Raw genomic sequence first — 15,583 nt, forward strand, 5'->3', positions numbered from 1 at the left:
ACCTGATGGTGATGGGGCAGATCAAGGGGGCGGGCCATCTGCTGCCGGTTACCCGATTGCTCTCCCTGCTCAGTCTGCTGGCGTTTCTCGGTTTCTATCTCAGTCATAACCTCTGGTGGCTGGTGGGCTTGACCCTGCTGGCGAACTTTATCTATCCGACCCTGATGCCGGTGGGGGAGGCGCTGGCGACCCGTATGGTGGTGCAGGCCCACCTCGATTACGGCAAGGTGCGGCTGTGCGGTTCCTTTGCCTTTATCGTCGCCTCGACGCTGGTGGGGGCGCTAGTGGGGAATTTTGGCAGCGAGTGGATTTTGCACACCATGGTGGCGGGGCTGGTGCTGATGCTGCTGCTCAGCTGGTTGCCGCTCTATCCGACGCCACAAGATAGTCAGGGCGAGCGCGCCAAGGCCTCTTTGCTGGTGACTCTGCGCAGCGCACCGGTGCGCCGCTTCCTGCTGCTGACAGCCCTGCTACAGGGGAGCCACGCAGCCTATTACGGTTTCAGTGCCATTTACTGGAAGGCGCAAGGGTATAGCGGTACCATCATCGGCTATCTGTGGGCGCTAGGGGTGGTGGCGGAGATCTGCATGTTCGCCGCTGACAAGCGCTTCTTGCAACGCTTTGGCGCCCAGAGCCTCTTTATCGCCGGTGCCATCGGTTGTGTGGTGCGCTGGGTATTGCTGGGTGCCTCGACCGAGCTGTGGGTGTTGGTGCTGGGGCAACTGCTGCACGCGGTCACGTTCGGCATGAGCCATCTGGGGGCGGTGCGCTTCATGACTCGCCAGCTACCGGCCGAGCAGTTGATCCCGACCCAGGCGCTCTATGCGGCCCTTGGCCTCGGCATGACGGTGGCGGCCCTGATGGCAGTCTGCGGCGTGCTGTTCGAGCCCCTCGGCGGCGGCATCTTCTTCCTGATGGTACTGGTGGTGTTGCCGGTGTTCTTCCTGCGGCTGCGCCCCTTTGCGCCGTCTGCGCAGGAGAGTGCTCCGGCCTGATACCGGCCTATCTGAATCATCACCTAGCAAAAGGGAGAGCCATGGCTCTCCCTTTTTCGTTGCTGCGGTTTGCGGCGTTACTGCTGCTCGCCAAGATAGTGGTGGCTGAGGCGGCGCCAGGTATCCGAGCCGATGGTGCCTGCAAGCAGCTCATTGGCGGCGGCATCAAAGCGGCCATCCGGCAGCCACCCCAGTTGGGGGAGCAGTCGCGCCAGGGTGGCGTCATTGTGTTGCAGCTCCCGCTCCAGCGCTTCCCAGAAGGCGCTCCCCTTGACGTAAAAGAGCGGGTAGTAGGAACGATCGCCAGCCATCACCTCACGGGCTGCCCGATAGAGGCCGCTCTCGTGATGGGGCAGTTGTTTGCCTCGCTCGGCCAGCTCGTTGACCGCCGTGACCTGATGCAGCCGAAAGCGGCGCAACGCCTTGATGGCGAGGTACTCGGCGAGGCTCTCGTTGACCCAAGTGGGCTGTGGCGCAGCGTGGCGAGCGCTGAGGATGTGCACCGCCTCGTGGGCCGAGGTGCGCAGCAGGCGCAAGGGGGCCTGTGGCGTCGGCTTGCCATTCATAGTGGGGTAGTTGGCGACAAACACCTGATCCCCGGCGGCGCCGCCGAGGGAGCGGGTCGCCACATCCCGCCCCAGCCACACCAGTTGCCACGGGTGAGTGGGTGGGGCCACATCAAGCTGGAAGGCCAGATAGTCGATGATGTCATTCAGTTGCTGCTGCAAGGCAGGCAGATCGAGCTGATTGGCGGTCTCGTCATGGCTGAGCACCAGCCGCGGGTCCGGCTGGGTGACGGGCACTGTTTCCAGACCAAATGGCAGGATCAGTGGCGGCTGGTTGACACTCGGCAGCGGTTGGCAGGAGCCATCCGGCAGACAGATCTCCCCTCGGTGGCTCCCCTGCTGGCGCACCAGATTGCCCCACTCGGTCAATAGCCACTGGTTGGGGGCAAACAGCAGCGACTGCTGGGCCGAGGCATCAGCCCCCAGAGCTGGCGCCGGTGTGAGAGTGATCTGCCAGCCGATCTCTTTGCAGGAAAAAGGCTGGTTGAGGGCAACCGGCTGGTTGTCTGTAAGGCAGACCAGCGCGGGTGAAACCGGCGTTGTATTGCCCGGCAACTGACGGGCGGGGAGCAGGGTAAAAGGGGGATCGCCCTGCATGGTGAGGTGCACTTGCAGCAGATTGGCGCTGGCGCCCTGCTCGATAAGGTAGCGGGGGCCGCTCGTGCCATCGGCAGCGCAGGCCCACCGTGGCAGCAACCACAGTGGCAGCAGCCACAGGGCAAGCAGGGTGATATGACGACTCATAAGGGGGTTAGCGCTCCTGCTCGTAGCCCAGCAGATCGCCGGGCTGGCATTTGAGTTCACGGCAGATGGCCTCCAGAGTGGAGAAGCGCACCGCCTTGGCGTGGCCATTCTTGAGGATCGAGAGGTTGGCCTCGGTGATGTCGATGCGCTGGGCCAGCTCGCGGGCGGTCATCTTGCGTTCGGTCAGCAGGGCATCGAGCCGGATGATAATGGGCATAGGATCCTCACACCGTCAGTTGCTGTTCGTCGGCCAGCAGTTTGGCCTCGCGCATCACCAGTGCCAGCGCCAGTACGATAAGTCCCGCCAGCAGTACCCGAAAATCGGAGGTACTCAGAGAGATGGTACCGAGTACTTCTGGGCCTCTCATGGTGAGCACCGTATCCAGCAGGGGGAGGTGGATCAACTCGACTACGAAGCTTGCACAGAGCAGCAGCCCGATCTGCCGGTAGCGGCGGATCTGCTCGAAGGTGAACAGCAGACCGGCGCGGTAGCTGCGAAACAGCTGACGCAGTTGCCACAGCATCATCATGAAGACCAAATCCGGCAGCAACTGCACCAGGGTGCCGAGCAGCCGGGTCGGGAAGTGAAGCGGATAGTCTGCAGGATTGATGCCGGGACGGTTCAAGATGGTGTTGAGCTTCTCCTGCAGTAAATCGGCGCCACCGAAGGGGGTCCACACCTCCAGCAACGTGATCAAAGGGGTAGCCAGCAGTGCCAACAGCAGCAGCCATTCGATCAGCATGCTCGAGCGTTCGAGTTTGTTGGATATCATCTCATTCCTCGCCGTGATGTTTTTATCTGAAAGGTAAAGTTTATCGTTTATCAATATTCATATCGGCAATGTTTATTGTTTTACGATATACAGTCAAGGCAAAACTTATTGAAAAACGATAATTTTGATCTGTCCGAAGGGGATGACTTTTGGCTGCTGCCTCTCTAGACTGGCGAGGTTGTATACAAAAACTCAACATGGACAAGGAGTTATCGATGCACCAGGGATGGCTGCTGATCGGATTGTCGCTCACCTATCTGGGGCTGCTGTTTCTGATCGCCTTCGTGGCAGACAAGCACAAACGGCACCGTCTCAAGGGGCAACCGCTGCTCTACAGCCTGTCGCTGGCGGTCTACTGTACCTCCTGGACCTTCTTCGGCACTGTGGGACAGGCGAGTGAATCCCCCTGGTCGCCAGTGCCCATCTATCTTGGCCCCATGCTGGTATTCCTGTTTGGCTGGCGGTTGCTGGCCCGGCTCATTCTGGTGGCCAAGCGTGAGCACATCACCTCCATCGCCGACTTTATCGCCGCCCGTTACGGCAAATCCCAGCGGCTCGCCATGGTGATCTCCCTCATCGCCATCATGGGGATCCTCCCCTATCTGGTGTTGCAGCTCAAAGCCATCGTCACCGGGCTGGATCTGCTGATGGTCAATAGCGGTGGCATCAGCCCGACCAGCAACACCAGCGAGCTGGCGCTCGGGGTCACCCTGCTGCTGGCGCTGTTCAGCATACTGTTCGGCACCCGCCATCTCGATGCCACCGAGCACCACAGGGGGATGGTGGTGGCCATCGCCTTCGAGTCGGTGGTCAAATTGCTGGCCTTTATCGCGGTGGGGGGCTTTGCCCTCTGGCTGATTTTGAGCAAACCCGGCGTTGCCCACGAGCAGGTGACCCGCGACTTCTTTGCACAGGTGATGGCGGTGAGCCCCGGCAATCTGCTGGAGCTTGCCATCTATACGGTGCTGGCGATGTGCGCCGTCATCTGCCTGCCGCGCCAGTTTCATGTGACAGTGGTGGAGAACAATCAGGGGCAGGATCTCCACTGGGCGCGCTGGATCTTCCCGCTCTACCTGTTCGTGATGGGACTCTTTATCTGGCCACTGGCGCTGGCGGGCAAGCTGTGGCTGGGGGCTGAGGTGGCTTCCGACACCTATGTGATCAGCCTGCCGATGGCCCTCGGTTTTGATGGCATGGCGATGCTGGCCTTTCTCGGCGGCACCTCGGCGGCCACCGGCATGGTGATCGTCTGCACCATCGCGCTGGCGATCATGGTGAGCAACGATCTGGTGTTGCCGGTGCTGCTGCGCCGCTTCTGGCGGCAGGGGCGTGACGAGCGGCTGGTGCGGCTGCTGTTACAAGTGCGCCGTGGCGCCATCCTGCTGATCTTGCTGGCGGCTTGGGGGCTCTACCTCTGGCTCGGTGATCTCACCAGTCTCTCCCGCATCGGCTATCTGTCGTTTGGCGCGGTGGCCCAGTTTGCGCCAGCCTTGCTGCTTGGCCTCTACTGGCGCCACGGCAATCGCAAAGGGGTCTATCTTGGTCTCTTCCTCGGGGTGAGCCTCTGGTTCGTGACCCTGCTGGTGGAGAGCGGCTTGCTGGCCGGTTCGCCGCTGGCCGAGCTGCTGGCGCCGCCGGACTGGCCCGCCTTTCGCGATCTCAGCCTGGGCGCCTGGTGCATCTTTCTGAGTCTCGTGCTCAACCTGCTCGGTTACGTGGTGGGTTCCTTGCTGTCCCGTCCGGCGGTGAGCGAGCGGTTGCAGGCGGCCAACTTCGTCGGCAAGCCGAGTCGCGATACCGCCGCCCTCTATCAGGCGCGGGTCTCGGTCAAGGAGCTGGAGATGCTGGCGGCCCGCTTTGTCGGTTCGAGCCGGGTCAAGCGTGCCTTTGGCCGTTTTGCCGGTGAGCGGGGCGGCACCCTGGCGCCGCAAATGCAGGCCTCGGCCGAGCTTATCGCCCACACCGAGCGGCTGCTGGCGGGGGTGTTTGGCACCTCGTCGGCGCGGCTGGTGCTTGCCTCTGCCCTGCAGGGGCGCAACATGCAACTCGAGGAGATCGCCACCATAGTCGATGAGGCCTCCGACGTGTTTCGCTTCAACCGCGGCCTGTTGCAGGGGGCGATCGAGCATATCGGGCAGGGGATCTCGGTGGTGGATCGGGAGCTCAGACTGGTGGCCTGGAATCGCCGCTACATCGAGCTGTTTCACTATCCGCCGGGGCTTATTCAGGCGGGGCGCTCCATCGAGCAGATCATCCGCTACAACGCCGAGCAGGGGCTCTGTGGCAATGGCGACATTGAGGATCACGTAGCGCGGCGGGTCGCCTTTATGAAGCGCGGCAGCGCCCATATCTCGGCGCGAGAGCGCCCGGATGGGCGGGTGATCGAGATGCAGGGCAACCCCATGCCCGCCGGTGGTTTCGTCATGACCTTTACCGACATCACCCCGTTTCGCGACGCCGAACGGGTGCTGCGCGAAGCGAACGAACATCTGGAGGCGCGGGTAGCCGAGCGCACTCATGAGCTCTCCGAACTCAACCGCCAGCTGCTGCTGGTGAACCAGCAGGTGGAGCGGGCCAACCACTCCAAGAGCCGTTTTCTGGCGGCGGTCAGCCACGATCTGACCCAGCCCCTCAATGCTGCCAAGCTGTTTACCTCCTCCCTGCTGGAGATGTTGCCGCCATCTGGCGAGCAGGCCCGCATCGCCCGCCATATCGACGATGCGCTGGGGGCGACCGAAGATCTCATCACCGATCTGCTCGATATCTCGCGGCTCGAAGCGGGCAAGTTCAAGGCCAAGAAGATCGACTTCGCCCTGCGCGATCTGTTCGACAACCTCAAGGCGGAGTTTGGCGTGCTGGCGCAGGCGGGGGGGATCCACTTCTCGGTGGTGGAGAGCAAGCATGCGGTGCACAGCGATGTGCGGCTGCTGCGGCGGGTGTTGCAGAACTTCCTCACCAATGCGTTTCGCTATAACCCGGCGGGCCGGGTGCTGCTCGGTTGTCGCCGGATTGGGGATAAAATCCGCATCGAGGTGTGGGATAACGGCCCCGGCATCCCGCAGGACAAGCAGGAGGCAATTTTCGACGAGTTCTCCCGCCTCGATCACTCCCGCACCGCCAAGGAGCAGGGGCTGGGTCTGGGGCTTGCCATCGCCCGTGGCATTTCGCAGGTGCTCGGTCATCAGCTCACCCTGCAGAGCTGGCCGGGCAAGGGCTCGGTCTTTGCGGTGACCCTCACGCTCGCCACCCGCCCGGTCGTGCCCCATCAGTTGGCCGCGCCTGTGGTGCGCGACAGCCAGCTGGAGGGGGTAGCCGTGCTCTGCATCGACAACGAGCGGGACATTCTGACCGCCATGAGCACCCTGCTCGGCCGTTGGGGTTGCGAGGTGCAGTGCGCCGTCGATCTGGTCGAAGCCGAGGCGCTGCTGGCAGAAGGATTTGTGCCGCGATTGGTGCTCTCTGACTATCACCTCGACGATGGCAAGACCGGGCTGGAGGCGCTGGCTGCGCTGCAGCAGGTGTGTGGCGACGAGCTGGGGGGCATCATCATCAGCGCCGATCGGAAGAGCGAGTTGCAGACGCAGATCCGCGAGAGGGGTTACGGCTACATCAGCAAGCCGGTCAAACCACTCAAACTGCGGGCCCTGATGAACAGCCTGTTGCTGCGATAGCAGCGCCCGGGGCAGCAAGCCGTGAACCGGCTCACAAAACCGTGCAAATATGGCGACAGCCATCGTCATGATAGCTCGTCAGACATAGCCCCGGATTGGCGATGATCCCTTCACTATTTCGTGTGATAACGACCGATTGCCACTTTGGTACGCCACTTGTTGTGAAAGTCGACAGTAGCGCGGCAAATCCGCTCACTCTATAGTCGGTATGCGATTTTTTTTATCGCGAATGAAGTAGCTAAAGGGCAAACCGATTGTGAGGTCGGGACGCAAAGCTTCCGGTCCAGGGATGAGCCGTACTGAGATAGCGGGGTCACCACAGGTTGTTGTTGTGCACCTTTGCCAAGAGGCCGCACTGCAGTCTGCGTTACCTGTCAGACGCGTTGTCCTTTTTCGTTGTCCACATAACGAAATAGGGAAATATAAAAAAATGCCAAGTCCAAAACCTACCATGCTGGCCCTCGCGGTCGGTCTATGTTGTGCCTCGTCCGCTTATGCTGCGGCGCCCGGCAAGCCGACCATCGGCTGGGGCCCCACCAAGTTTTCCATCGTTGAAGTCGATCAGGCGGCCACTGCCTACAACAATCTGGTCAAGCGGAAGGATGCCGCCGATGTGGAGGTGAACTGGAACCTCTGGAGTGGCGATCTGGGCCAGAGTGCCAAGGTGTTGCTCAATGGCCAGGAGGCGTGGTCCGGCCCCTCGGCCGCTGCGGGCAGCGCCAAATTCAAGGTGAAGAAAGGGGGGCGTTACCAGATGCAGGTGGCGCTGTGCAACGCCGATGGCTGCACCCTGTCTGATGCCAAGGAGATCGTGGTCGCCGATACCGACGGCAGCCACTTGGTGCCGCTCAAGGCCGCGCTGCAAGAGAACAACAAGCCCTACGCCAACAAGTCCGGCAAGGTGGTGGGGACTTATTACGTGGAGTGGGGGGTCTATGGCCGCAAGTTTACCGTCGACAAGATCCCGGCCCAGAACCTGACCCATATCCTCTATGGTTTCACCCCCATCTGCGGCGGGGATGGCCTCAACGACAGCCTCAAAGAGATCGAAGGGAGCTTCCAGGCGTTGCAGAAGGCGTGTGCTGGCCGCGCCGACTTCAAGGTGGCGATGCACGATCCCTGGGCTGCCATCCAGATGCCGCAAGGCAGCCTTACCGCCCATGACGAGCCTTACAAGGGCAACTTTGGCAACCTGATGGCACTTAAGCAGGCCTATCCGAACCTCAAGATCCTCCCCTCGGTCGGTGGCTGGACTCTCTCCGACCCCTTCTACTTCCTCGGTGATAAAACCAAGCGCGATGTGTTCGTCGGCTCGGTGAAGGAGTTCCTGCTGACCTGGAAGTTCTTCGACGGCGTGGATATCGACTGGGAGTATCCGGGCGGACAGGGTGCCAACCCGAAACTGGGTAGCCCGAGCGATGGCGCTACCTATGTGACCCTGATGAAGGAGCTGCGGGCCATGCTCGACGAGCTGGAGGCCGAGACCGGTCGCCAGTATGAGCTCACCTCGGCCATCGGGGCGGGGGGCGACAAGATCCAGGATGTGGACTACAAGGCGGCTCAGCCCTACATGGACCACATCTTCATGATGACCTACGACTACAACGGTGGCTGGAGCAACACCGAGCTGGGTCACCAGACCAACCTCTATGCGGCGAGCTGGGATCCCAATACCAAGTACACCACCGACAAGGCGGTCAATCAGCTGCTGGCGCAGGGGGTTGACCCCGGCAAGCTGGTGGTCGGTGCCGCCATGTATGGCCGTGGCTGGACCGGGGTGAGCGGTTATCAGGGCAACAACCCCTTCACCGGCAAGGCGACCGGCAAGGTGAAAGGAACCTGGGAAGATGGGGTGGTGGATTACCGCGACATCGTCAACAACCGGATGGGTGCTGGCTGGGAGCAGGGTTACGACGAAGTGGCCGAGGGGCCCTATCTGTTCAAGGCGGCGACCGGCGATCTCATCACCTATGACAACGAGCGATCAGTCAAGGCCAAGGGGCAGTATGTGCTGGCCAACAAGCTGGGTGGCCTCTTCTCCTGGGAGATCGACGCCGACAATGGCGACATCCTCAACGCCATGCACGAAGGGCTGGGCCACGGCAGTGGCATCACGCCGCCTGTCAACAAGCCGCCGTTGGCCAACGCGGGCAGTGACCTCAAGGTGACCGGCCCGACCGAGGTGACGCTGGATGGCTCGGCCTCCCACGATCCGGAGAACAGCGCCCTCAGCTACAGCTGGAAGCAGATCTCCGGGCCGCAGGCAGGCTTGCTCGATGCCACTCAAGCCAAGGCCCGCGTGGTGTTGGATGCGGTGGCAGCCGACATCAATCTGGTGTTCGAGCTGACGGTGACCGATGACCAGCAGCTGAGTGCCAAGGATCAGGTTGTTGTCACCAATAAGGCGCCGCAAGCCAACCTGGCGCCGGTGGTGAGCGTGCCAGCCACGGCCTCGGTGGAGGCGGGCAAGCAGGTGACCATCAAGGCCACTGCCTCCGATCCGAATGGCGATCCCCTGACCTATCAGTGGAGTGTGCCGGCAGGCATCACCGCCACGGGCCAGAACAGCGCCACCCTGGTGGTGACCGGCCCGAGCGTGACCAGCGACACCGGCTATGACCTGAGTCTCACCGTCTCCGACGGCGGGCTGGATGCCAGCGCGGCAACCCGTCTGACGGTCAAACCGGCCAGCAGCGGCGGTGGCTGCACGGCGACTGATCCGGATGCGGCCAATTGGCCAGTCTGGAAAGCGGCAACCACCTATAACAGCGGTGACAAGGTGAGCCACAACCAGCTGGTGTGGCAGGCCAAGTACTGGACTCAGGGCAACGAGCCAAGCCGCACCACGGATCAGTGGCTGCTGGTGAGCAAGGTGCAACTGGGTTGGGATGCCAATGTGGCCTACAACGGTGGCGAGATCACCACCCATAACGGCCGTCAGTGGAAGGCGCAGTACTGGACCAAGGGCAGCGAGCCCGGCAAACACGACGTCTGGCAGGATGTGGGGGCCGCCAGCTGTAAATAAATAAGAGTTGAATGGTCACGGGGCATGCCAGTCATGCCCCGTTTTTTTGTCTGGCACTCAGTGCCAGCGCCTCTTTACCCCACCGCGTTCTGATATTCAGTGGGCCACCACGCCACTTTTTGGTTAGGGGCGGTACTGGCGGCCCCGGGCGTAAAGTCAAACGAACAATTTTGTCGTATCTGAATGGTCAATTGAGTGGGGGGAGGCTGCGGGGCTAGTGACAAAAGCGCGCCGATAAAACCACTATTAACTCATGTTCAGGGTGGCATTTAGTAAATGACACTTTTGTTAGTTATTGTTTTTTATCGGTTTATTTTATGGCTCGATCCATGGCCAAGCCATGGCCTCTGTTGTTGTGAATAAAGTGTATGTTTCAATCATCTGGTTTTAAACAATTAACCCTTAAAAATTAAACACTTGTGACGTTTCTTTTCGAGGGAAAAGGCAATGGTCGGATTTGTTTAATCCCTTGAATACCCATATAGTCAATCAGCGATTATTTATCGCTGAGAATAAAGTTGTGATAAGGGCAAACCGATTGAAAAGTCGGGACGCAAAGCTTCCGGTTTAAGGGACATGTTTACCTAAGATAGCGGGGCCACCACAGTGTTATGCAGACTGCCTTTGCCAAGGGGTGGTCATCTTTGTGTTACCTGTCGTGTTGCGTTGCCCTTTCGTTTTTCAATAACGTAAAGGAAAGCAATATGCTAAGTCCAAAACCTGCGTTGCTGGCCATGATGGTCGGTAGCCTGCTCGCCTCATCGACTGCCTATGCAGCCGCTCCCGGTAAACCCGCCATCGGTTGGGGCCCTACCAAGTTTGCCATTGTCGAAGTCAACCCCTCCGCGAGTGCATACAACCAACTGGTGACCCGCAAAGACGCCGCCGATGTCACCGTTACCTGGAACATCTGGAGTGGCGATATTGGCCAGACCGCCAAAGTGCTGCTGGATGGCAAGGAAGTGTGGTCTGGTCCCTCTTCAGCGGCCGGCACCGCCACCTTCAAGGTGAACAAAGGTGGTCGCTATCAGATGCAGGTCGCGCTGTGCAACGGCGATGGTTGCACCCTGTCTGATGCCAAAGAGATCCTGATTGCCGATACCGATGGTAGTCACCTTGTTCCGCTCAAGCCGACTCTGCAGGAACACAACAAGCCCTATGCCAACAAATCCGGCAAGGTAGTCGGTACCTACTTCGTTGAGTGGGGCGTTTACGGTCGAAATTTCCCGGTAAACAAGATCCCGGCACAGAACCTGACTCATATCCTCTATGGCTTCACCCCGATTTGCGGCGGTGATGGCATCAACGACAGCCTCAAAGAGATCGAGAACGGCAACAGCTTCCGAGCGCTGCAAAAATCCTGCGCCGGTCGCGAAGATTTCAAGGTTGCGATCCACGATCCCTGGGCTGCGATACAAGCGCCACAAGGCACGCTGGGTGCTTGGGACGAGCCCTACAAGGGCAACTTCGGTAACCTGATGGCCCTCAAGCAGGCCTATCCGGACCTGAAGATCCTCCCTTCTGTCGGCGGCTGGACTCTCTCCGACCCCTTCTACTTCATGCATGACAAGGCAAAGCGTGACGTGTTCGTCGCCTCGGTCAAAGAGTTCCTGCAGACCTGGAAGTTCTTTGACGGCGTCGATATCGACTATGAGTTTCCGGGTGGTGACGGCGCCAACCCCAACCTGGGCGACAAGACCAAGGATGGGGCTACCTATGTGCTGATCATGAAAGAGCTGCGCGCCATGCTCGACGAGCTGGAAGCAGAGACCGGTCGCACCTATGAGCTGACCTCTGCCATCGGTGCCGGTTATGACAAGATTGAAGATGTGGATTACAAGGCTGCCCAGCAGTACATGGATTACCTCTTCGTGATGAGCTACGACTACAACGGTGGCTGGAGCAATACCCAGCTGGGTCATCAGGCCAACCTGTATCAAGCGACTAATGGCTCCGCCAACAAGCGTTACAACACCAATGAAGCGGTCAATCTGCTATTGGCACAAGGTGTCGATTCCGAAAAACTGGTGGTCGGTGCGGCGGCTTATGGCCGTGGCTGGAAAGGGGTGAGCGGCTATCAGGGCAACGATCCCTTCACCGGTACCGCGACTGGCAAGATCAAGGGTACCTGGGAAGATGGCGTGGTCGATTATCGCCAGATCGTCAATAACCACATGGGTGCGGGTTGGGAATACAACTACGACGAGACCGCCGAAGCGGCGACCCTGTTTAAGCCCTCCACTGGTGAGCTGATCACTTATGATGACGATCGCTCCGTCAAGGCCAAGGGCCAGTATGTGCTGGCCAACAAGCTGGGTGGCCTCTTCTCCTGGGAGATCGATGCCGATAACGGCGACATCCTCAACGCCATGCATGAAGGCCTCGGTCATGGTGAAGGGATCACCCCGCCAGTCAACAAGCCGCCGGTAGCCAATGCGGGCAGCGATGTGGCGGTGACCGGCCCGGCCACCCTGGTGCTGGATGGTTCCGCCTCTCACGATCCGGAAAAGGGTACCCTGACCTACAGCTGGAAGCAGCTCTCCGGTCCGCAGGCCGTACTGGGTGATACCACGCAAGCCAAGGTGCGGGCCGATGTGAACGCCGTCAGTGCCGATACCCAACTGGTATTCGAGCTGACCGTGACTGATGACCAGCAACTGGCTGCCAAGGATCAGGTGGTGGTGACCAACAAGGCACCGCAACCCAACCTGCCTCCGGTCGTTACGCTGCCTGCCAGCTTCAAAGTAGAAGAGGGCAAGCAGGTGAGCATCACCGCCAAGGCATCCGACCCCAATGGCGACGAGCTGATCTACCAATGGCAAGTGCCTGCCGGGATCACGGCCACCGGCCAGAATAGCGAGACCCTGGTCGTCACTGGCCCAGCGGTGGATGTCGAGACTGGCTATGACCTGACTCTGACCGTCTCCGATGGCGCACTCGACGCCAGCGCGGTAACTCGTCTTACCGTTACGCCGATTAACGATGGCGGTGAAGGTGGCGACAGCTGTACCACCACAGATCCTGAAGCTGCCAACCAGCCTGCATGGCAGGCCAGCAAGGTCTACAACGGTGGTGACAAGGTCAGCCATAACCAGCTGGTATGGCGTGCCAAATACTGGACCCAGGGCAATGAACCGAGCCGCACTGCGGATCAGTGGTCACTGGAGAGCCAGGTTGATCTGGGCTGGAACGCTGCTGTTGTCTACAACGGTGGGGACCTGACCAACCACAACGGTCGTCAATGGAAGGCCAAGTGGTGGACTCAAGGTAATGAGCCGGGCAAGAACGATGTCTGGGTTGATGTCGGTGCAGCAAGCTGCCGTTAAGTTGAGATCATTATGATTGTGGCGGGGTCTGTTCAGACCCCGTTTTTGTCTGCTAATAAAGTTAAGAGAGCAACAATAATGAAAAAAAATCGCATCACCCTTCTGCTTGCCGGCTTGATGCTGAGCGGCCACCTGTGGGCGGCCGAAGCATACGACATCAACAAATCCTACCCGGGCGGTAGCCAGGTCAACTACAACGGCCAGGTGTTCGAGGCCAAGTGGTGGGTCAACCCGGGCCAGACTCCCGGTATGGCGGCTGCCAACGAGTGGGATACCCCGTGGAAGCTGATCGGTGAAGGTGAAGTGACCCCGCCGGACAATGGCGACGGCGACGACAAGCCCACTCCGCCCACACCAACACCTACGCCGCCGGATGGCACCACAGCTCCTGTCTATATGAGCCAGGCCGAGCTGGATGCCAAAGAGCAGACGCTGACCGACTTCCCCGGGATGGAAGCGGTCAAGACATCTATCGCTACCCGCGACAATCTGGTGGTGGAAGCGGTGCAAGCGGGCCGTGCCGACAACCCGGATAACGTCAAGCTGGTGGAGAGCCTGCTCAGCGAGAGCCAGTTCAACTACCTGTTCCCGCTGCGTGCCCCCGAGTACAGCTATCGTGGTCTGCTGCAGGCGGCTGCCAAGTTCCCGGCCCTGTGCAGCAACTACAGCGATGGTCGCGATGCCGAGGCTATCTGTCGCAAGACCCTGGCGACCATGTTTGCCCACTTCGCCCAGGAGACCGGTGGCCACGAGAGCTGGCGTCCGGAAGCCGAATGGCGTCAGGCGCTGGTCTATGTCCGTGAAATGGGCTGGACCGAAGCGATGCGCGGCGGCTACAACGCCGAGTGCAGCCCCAGCGTATGGCAGGGTCAGCAGTGGCCATGCGGCACCTTCGACAATGGTGAGTTCAAGAGCTATTTCGGTCGTGGTGCCAAGCAGCTCTCTTACAACTACAACTACGGCCCCTTCTCCGAGGCGATGTTTGGCACGGTGCGCACCCTGCTTGACCAGCCGGAGCTGGTGGCTGACAGCTGGTTGAACCTCGCCAGCGCGGTGTTCTTCTATACCTATCCGCAGCCGCCCAAGCCTTCCATGTTGCACGTCATTGATGGCACCTGGCAGCCGAACGAGCATGACAAGCAGAACGGACTGGTACCCGGTTTCGGGGTGACTACCCAGATCATCAACGGTGGCGTTGAGTGTGGCGGCAATGCCGAGCATGCCCAGTCCCAGAACCGTATCAACTACTACCGCGAGTTTGCCAACTACCTCGCCGTGCCGGTACCGGCTGACGAAGTGCTGGGTTGCAAAGGGATGAAGTACTTTGACAACGAAGGCGCCGGTGCCCTGCCTATCTATTGGGAGCAGGACTGGAGCTATGTGGCCGAGAATCCGAACGGCGGCAAGAGCTATGCGTGCAAGCTGGTGGGTTACCAGACCCGTTTCAGCGCCTTCAAGGAGGGGGATTACACCCGCTGCGTCCAGCACTTCTATCCCGAGCTGGTGATTGAAGACAATGGCGGTGGTACCAACCTGCCGCCGGTGGCCAGCATCACAGGCCCGGCGCAGGCCGAAGGCGGCAGCAAGGTAACCCTGTCGGCCCAGCACTCCAGCGATCCGGAAGGCAAGCCGTTGGCGTATGCCTGGACCATTCCGGTTGGTGCCTCTGCCCCGGCGCTGGATCAGGTCACGCTGGAGCTGACCCTGCCCAAGCCGGCAGCCGATACCAAGCTGGATATCAAGCTGATGGTGACCGATGAAGGGAACCTGAGCCGCAGCGCTAACCACGCTCTGCTGGTCAAAGGGGAAGAGGGGGGCGTAACCCCACCGGATGGTGACTACCCGGCCTACAAAGCGGGCACTCCCTATAAAGCGGGCGAGCGCGTCAGCAATGGCGACGCCAGCTACGAGTGCAAACCGCATCCCTACACCGGCTGGTGTTCCGGTGCAGCCTGGGCTTATGAGCCAGGTAAGGGAACCGCATGGAGCGATGCCTGGATTAAGTTGTGATCCGGCAATAAGCCAATGCAATAAAAGATGGGGCCTGCGGGCCCCATTCTCGTTTGGTGGAGTTCAGGTTTGGCCGAGGACTCTCTCTGGCCGGGACAGGACAGCACCTGATGGCGCTGCGATAGGATGTGTGTGGTGTAGTTTTATTACTGTTATTTATGAAAAACTTTCACGACTCACTTGCCGTAGCGAAAGTAGTATTCACGGGTGGACGGGGCATAGGCATCTTTCTCTACAATGCCGCTCTTGGTGGTTGCGCCCTTTAGGCGGAACAGGACTGCCAGATTCTCAAACATAGATTACCTCATCGCTCTGTCATTTATGGTTATGGTGTGTGACCTGGGTCACGGTTTGATCCTATGGCTATCTGTGAGCTGGATCAACTTTTTATGTTGTAAATTTACCAAAATCATAGAAAGGGTTTTCAAGTGCAACATTCTTTATGGAAAGGGTTTCTTGTTCATGGAGGGGGG

8 protein-coding genes and 2 riboswitches are annotated in these 15,583 nt (G+C 59.9%); of the genes, 5 read left to right on the top strand and 3 right to left on the bottom strand.

Annotation, left to right across the window (positions count from 1 at the left end):
• Positions 1-995: 3-phenylpropionate MFS transporter (locus CF137_RS21695; protein ID WP_139721619.1), on the top strand; the 995-nt coding region annotated here is incomplete at its 5' end.
• A 77-nt stretch (positions 996-1,072) separates the two neighbouring features.
• On the opposite strand, the gene CF137_RS21700 is transcribed toward CF137_RS21695, so the two are convergent.
• From CF137_RS21700 to CF137_RS21710, 3 genes are read right to left on the bottom strand one after another with little or no spacing between them, the layout of a single operon-like run.
• Positions 1,073-2,305, bottom strand: coding sequence for a M1 family metallopeptidase (locus CF137_RS21700; RefSeq protein WP_139721622.1), 1,233 nt, complete (start codon positions 2,303-2,305; stop codon positions 1,073-1,075).
• A 7-nt stretch (positions 2,306-2,312) separates the two neighbouring features.
• Positions 2,313-2,522 (bottom strand): helix-turn-helix domain-containing protein, encoded by a 210-nt coding sequence (locus tag CF137_RS21705; protein ID WP_101316315.1) that lies wholly within the window; start codon positions 2,520-2,522, stop codon positions 2,313-2,315.
• A gap of 7 nt (positions 2,523-2,529) precedes the next feature.
• Positions 2,530-3,078 carry a DUF2975 domain-containing protein gene (locus CF137_RS21710; RefSeq protein ID WP_139693838.1) on the bottom strand — a complete coding sequence of 183 codons (549 nt, stop codon included), beginning with the start codon at positions 3,076-3,078 and terminating at the stop codon, positions 2,530-2,532.
• 215 nt (positions 3,079-3,293) lie between these two features.
• On the opposite strand from CF137_RS21710, the gene CF137_RS21715 reads away from it, so the two are divergent.
• The 4 genes from CF137_RS21715 (at position 3,294) to CF137_RS21730 (ending at position 15,110) form a co-directional block, all read left to right on the top strand.
• The gene (locus tag CF137_RS21715) at positions 3,294-6,749 is read left to right on the top strand and encodes a hybrid sensor histidine kinase/response regulator (RefSeq protein WP_139721624.1); all 3,456 of its coding nucleotides are present in this window, start codon (positions 3,294-3,296) and stop codon (positions 6,747-6,749) included.
• A gap of 234 nt (positions 6,750-6,983) precedes the next feature.
• Positions 6,984-7,070: riboswitch (cyclic di-GMP riboswitch) on the top strand.
• 109 nt (positions 7,071-7,179) lie between these two features.
• Positions 7,180-9,774 carry a glycosyl hydrolase family 18 protein gene (locus CF137_RS21720; RefSeq protein WP_139721626.1) on the top strand — a complete coding sequence of 865 codons (2,595 nt, stop codon included), beginning with the start codon at positions 7,180-7,182 and terminating at the stop codon, positions 9,772-9,774.
• A gap of 518 nt (positions 9,775-10,292) precedes the next feature.
• Positions 10,293-10,380, top strand: a riboswitch (cyclic di-GMP riboswitch).
• A 98-nt stretch (positions 10,381-10,478) separates the two neighbouring features.
• Complete coding sequence (locus CF137_RS21725; protein WP_139721628.1) at positions 10,479-13,100, top strand: glycosyl hydrolase family 18 protein; 2,622 nt, start codon at positions 10,479-10,481, stop codon at positions 13,098-13,100.
• Between the two features lie 78 nt (positions 13,101-13,178).
• Positions 13,179-15,110: a glycoside hydrolase family 19 protein gene (locus CF137_RS21730; RefSeq protein WP_139721630.1), complete on the top strand. Its 1,932-nt coding sequence runs from the start codon at positions 13,179-13,181 to the stop codon at positions 15,108-15,110.
• The last annotated feature ends 473 nt before the right edge of the window (positions 15,111-15,583 follow it).

This window comes from Aeromonas sobria (assembly GCF_006243315.1).
Taxonomy (GTDB): domain Bacteria; phylum Pseudomonadota; class Gammaproteobacteria; order Enterobacterales; family Aeromonadaceae; genus Aeromonas; species Aeromonas sobria_A.

What these genes read in the sequence shown, in the direction of transcription:
- CF137_RS21705 (WP_101316315.1), bottom strand. Translation starts at nt 2,522, where the DNA reads ATGCCCATTATCATCCGGCTCGATGCCCTGCTGACCGAACGCAAGATG.
- CF137_RS21715 (WP_139721624.1), top strand. Translation starts at nt 3,294, where the DNA reads ATGCACCAGGGATGGCTGCTGATCGGATTGTCGCTCACCTATCTGGGG.
- CF137_RS21700 (WP_139721622.1), bottom strand. Translation starts at nt 2,305, where the DNA reads ATGAGTCGTCATATCACCCTGCTTGCCCTGTGGCTGCTGCCACTGTGG.
- CF137_RS21730 (WP_139721630.1), top strand. Translation starts at nt 13,179, where the DNA reads ATGAAAAAAAATCGCATCACCCTTCTGCTTGCCGGCTTGATGCTGAGC.
- CF137_RS21710 (WP_139693838.1), bottom strand. Translation starts at nt 3,078, where the DNA reads ATGATATCCAACAAACTCGAACGCTCGAGCATGCTGATCGAATGGCTG.
- CF137_RS21725 (WP_139721628.1), top strand. Translation starts at nt 10,479, where the DNA reads ATGCTAAGTCCAAAACCTGCGTTGCTGGCCATGATGGTCGGTAGCCTG.
- CF137_RS21720 (WP_139721626.1), top strand. Translation starts at nt 7,180, where the DNA reads ATGCCAAGTCCAAAACCTACCATGCTGGCCCTCGCGGTCGGTCTATGT.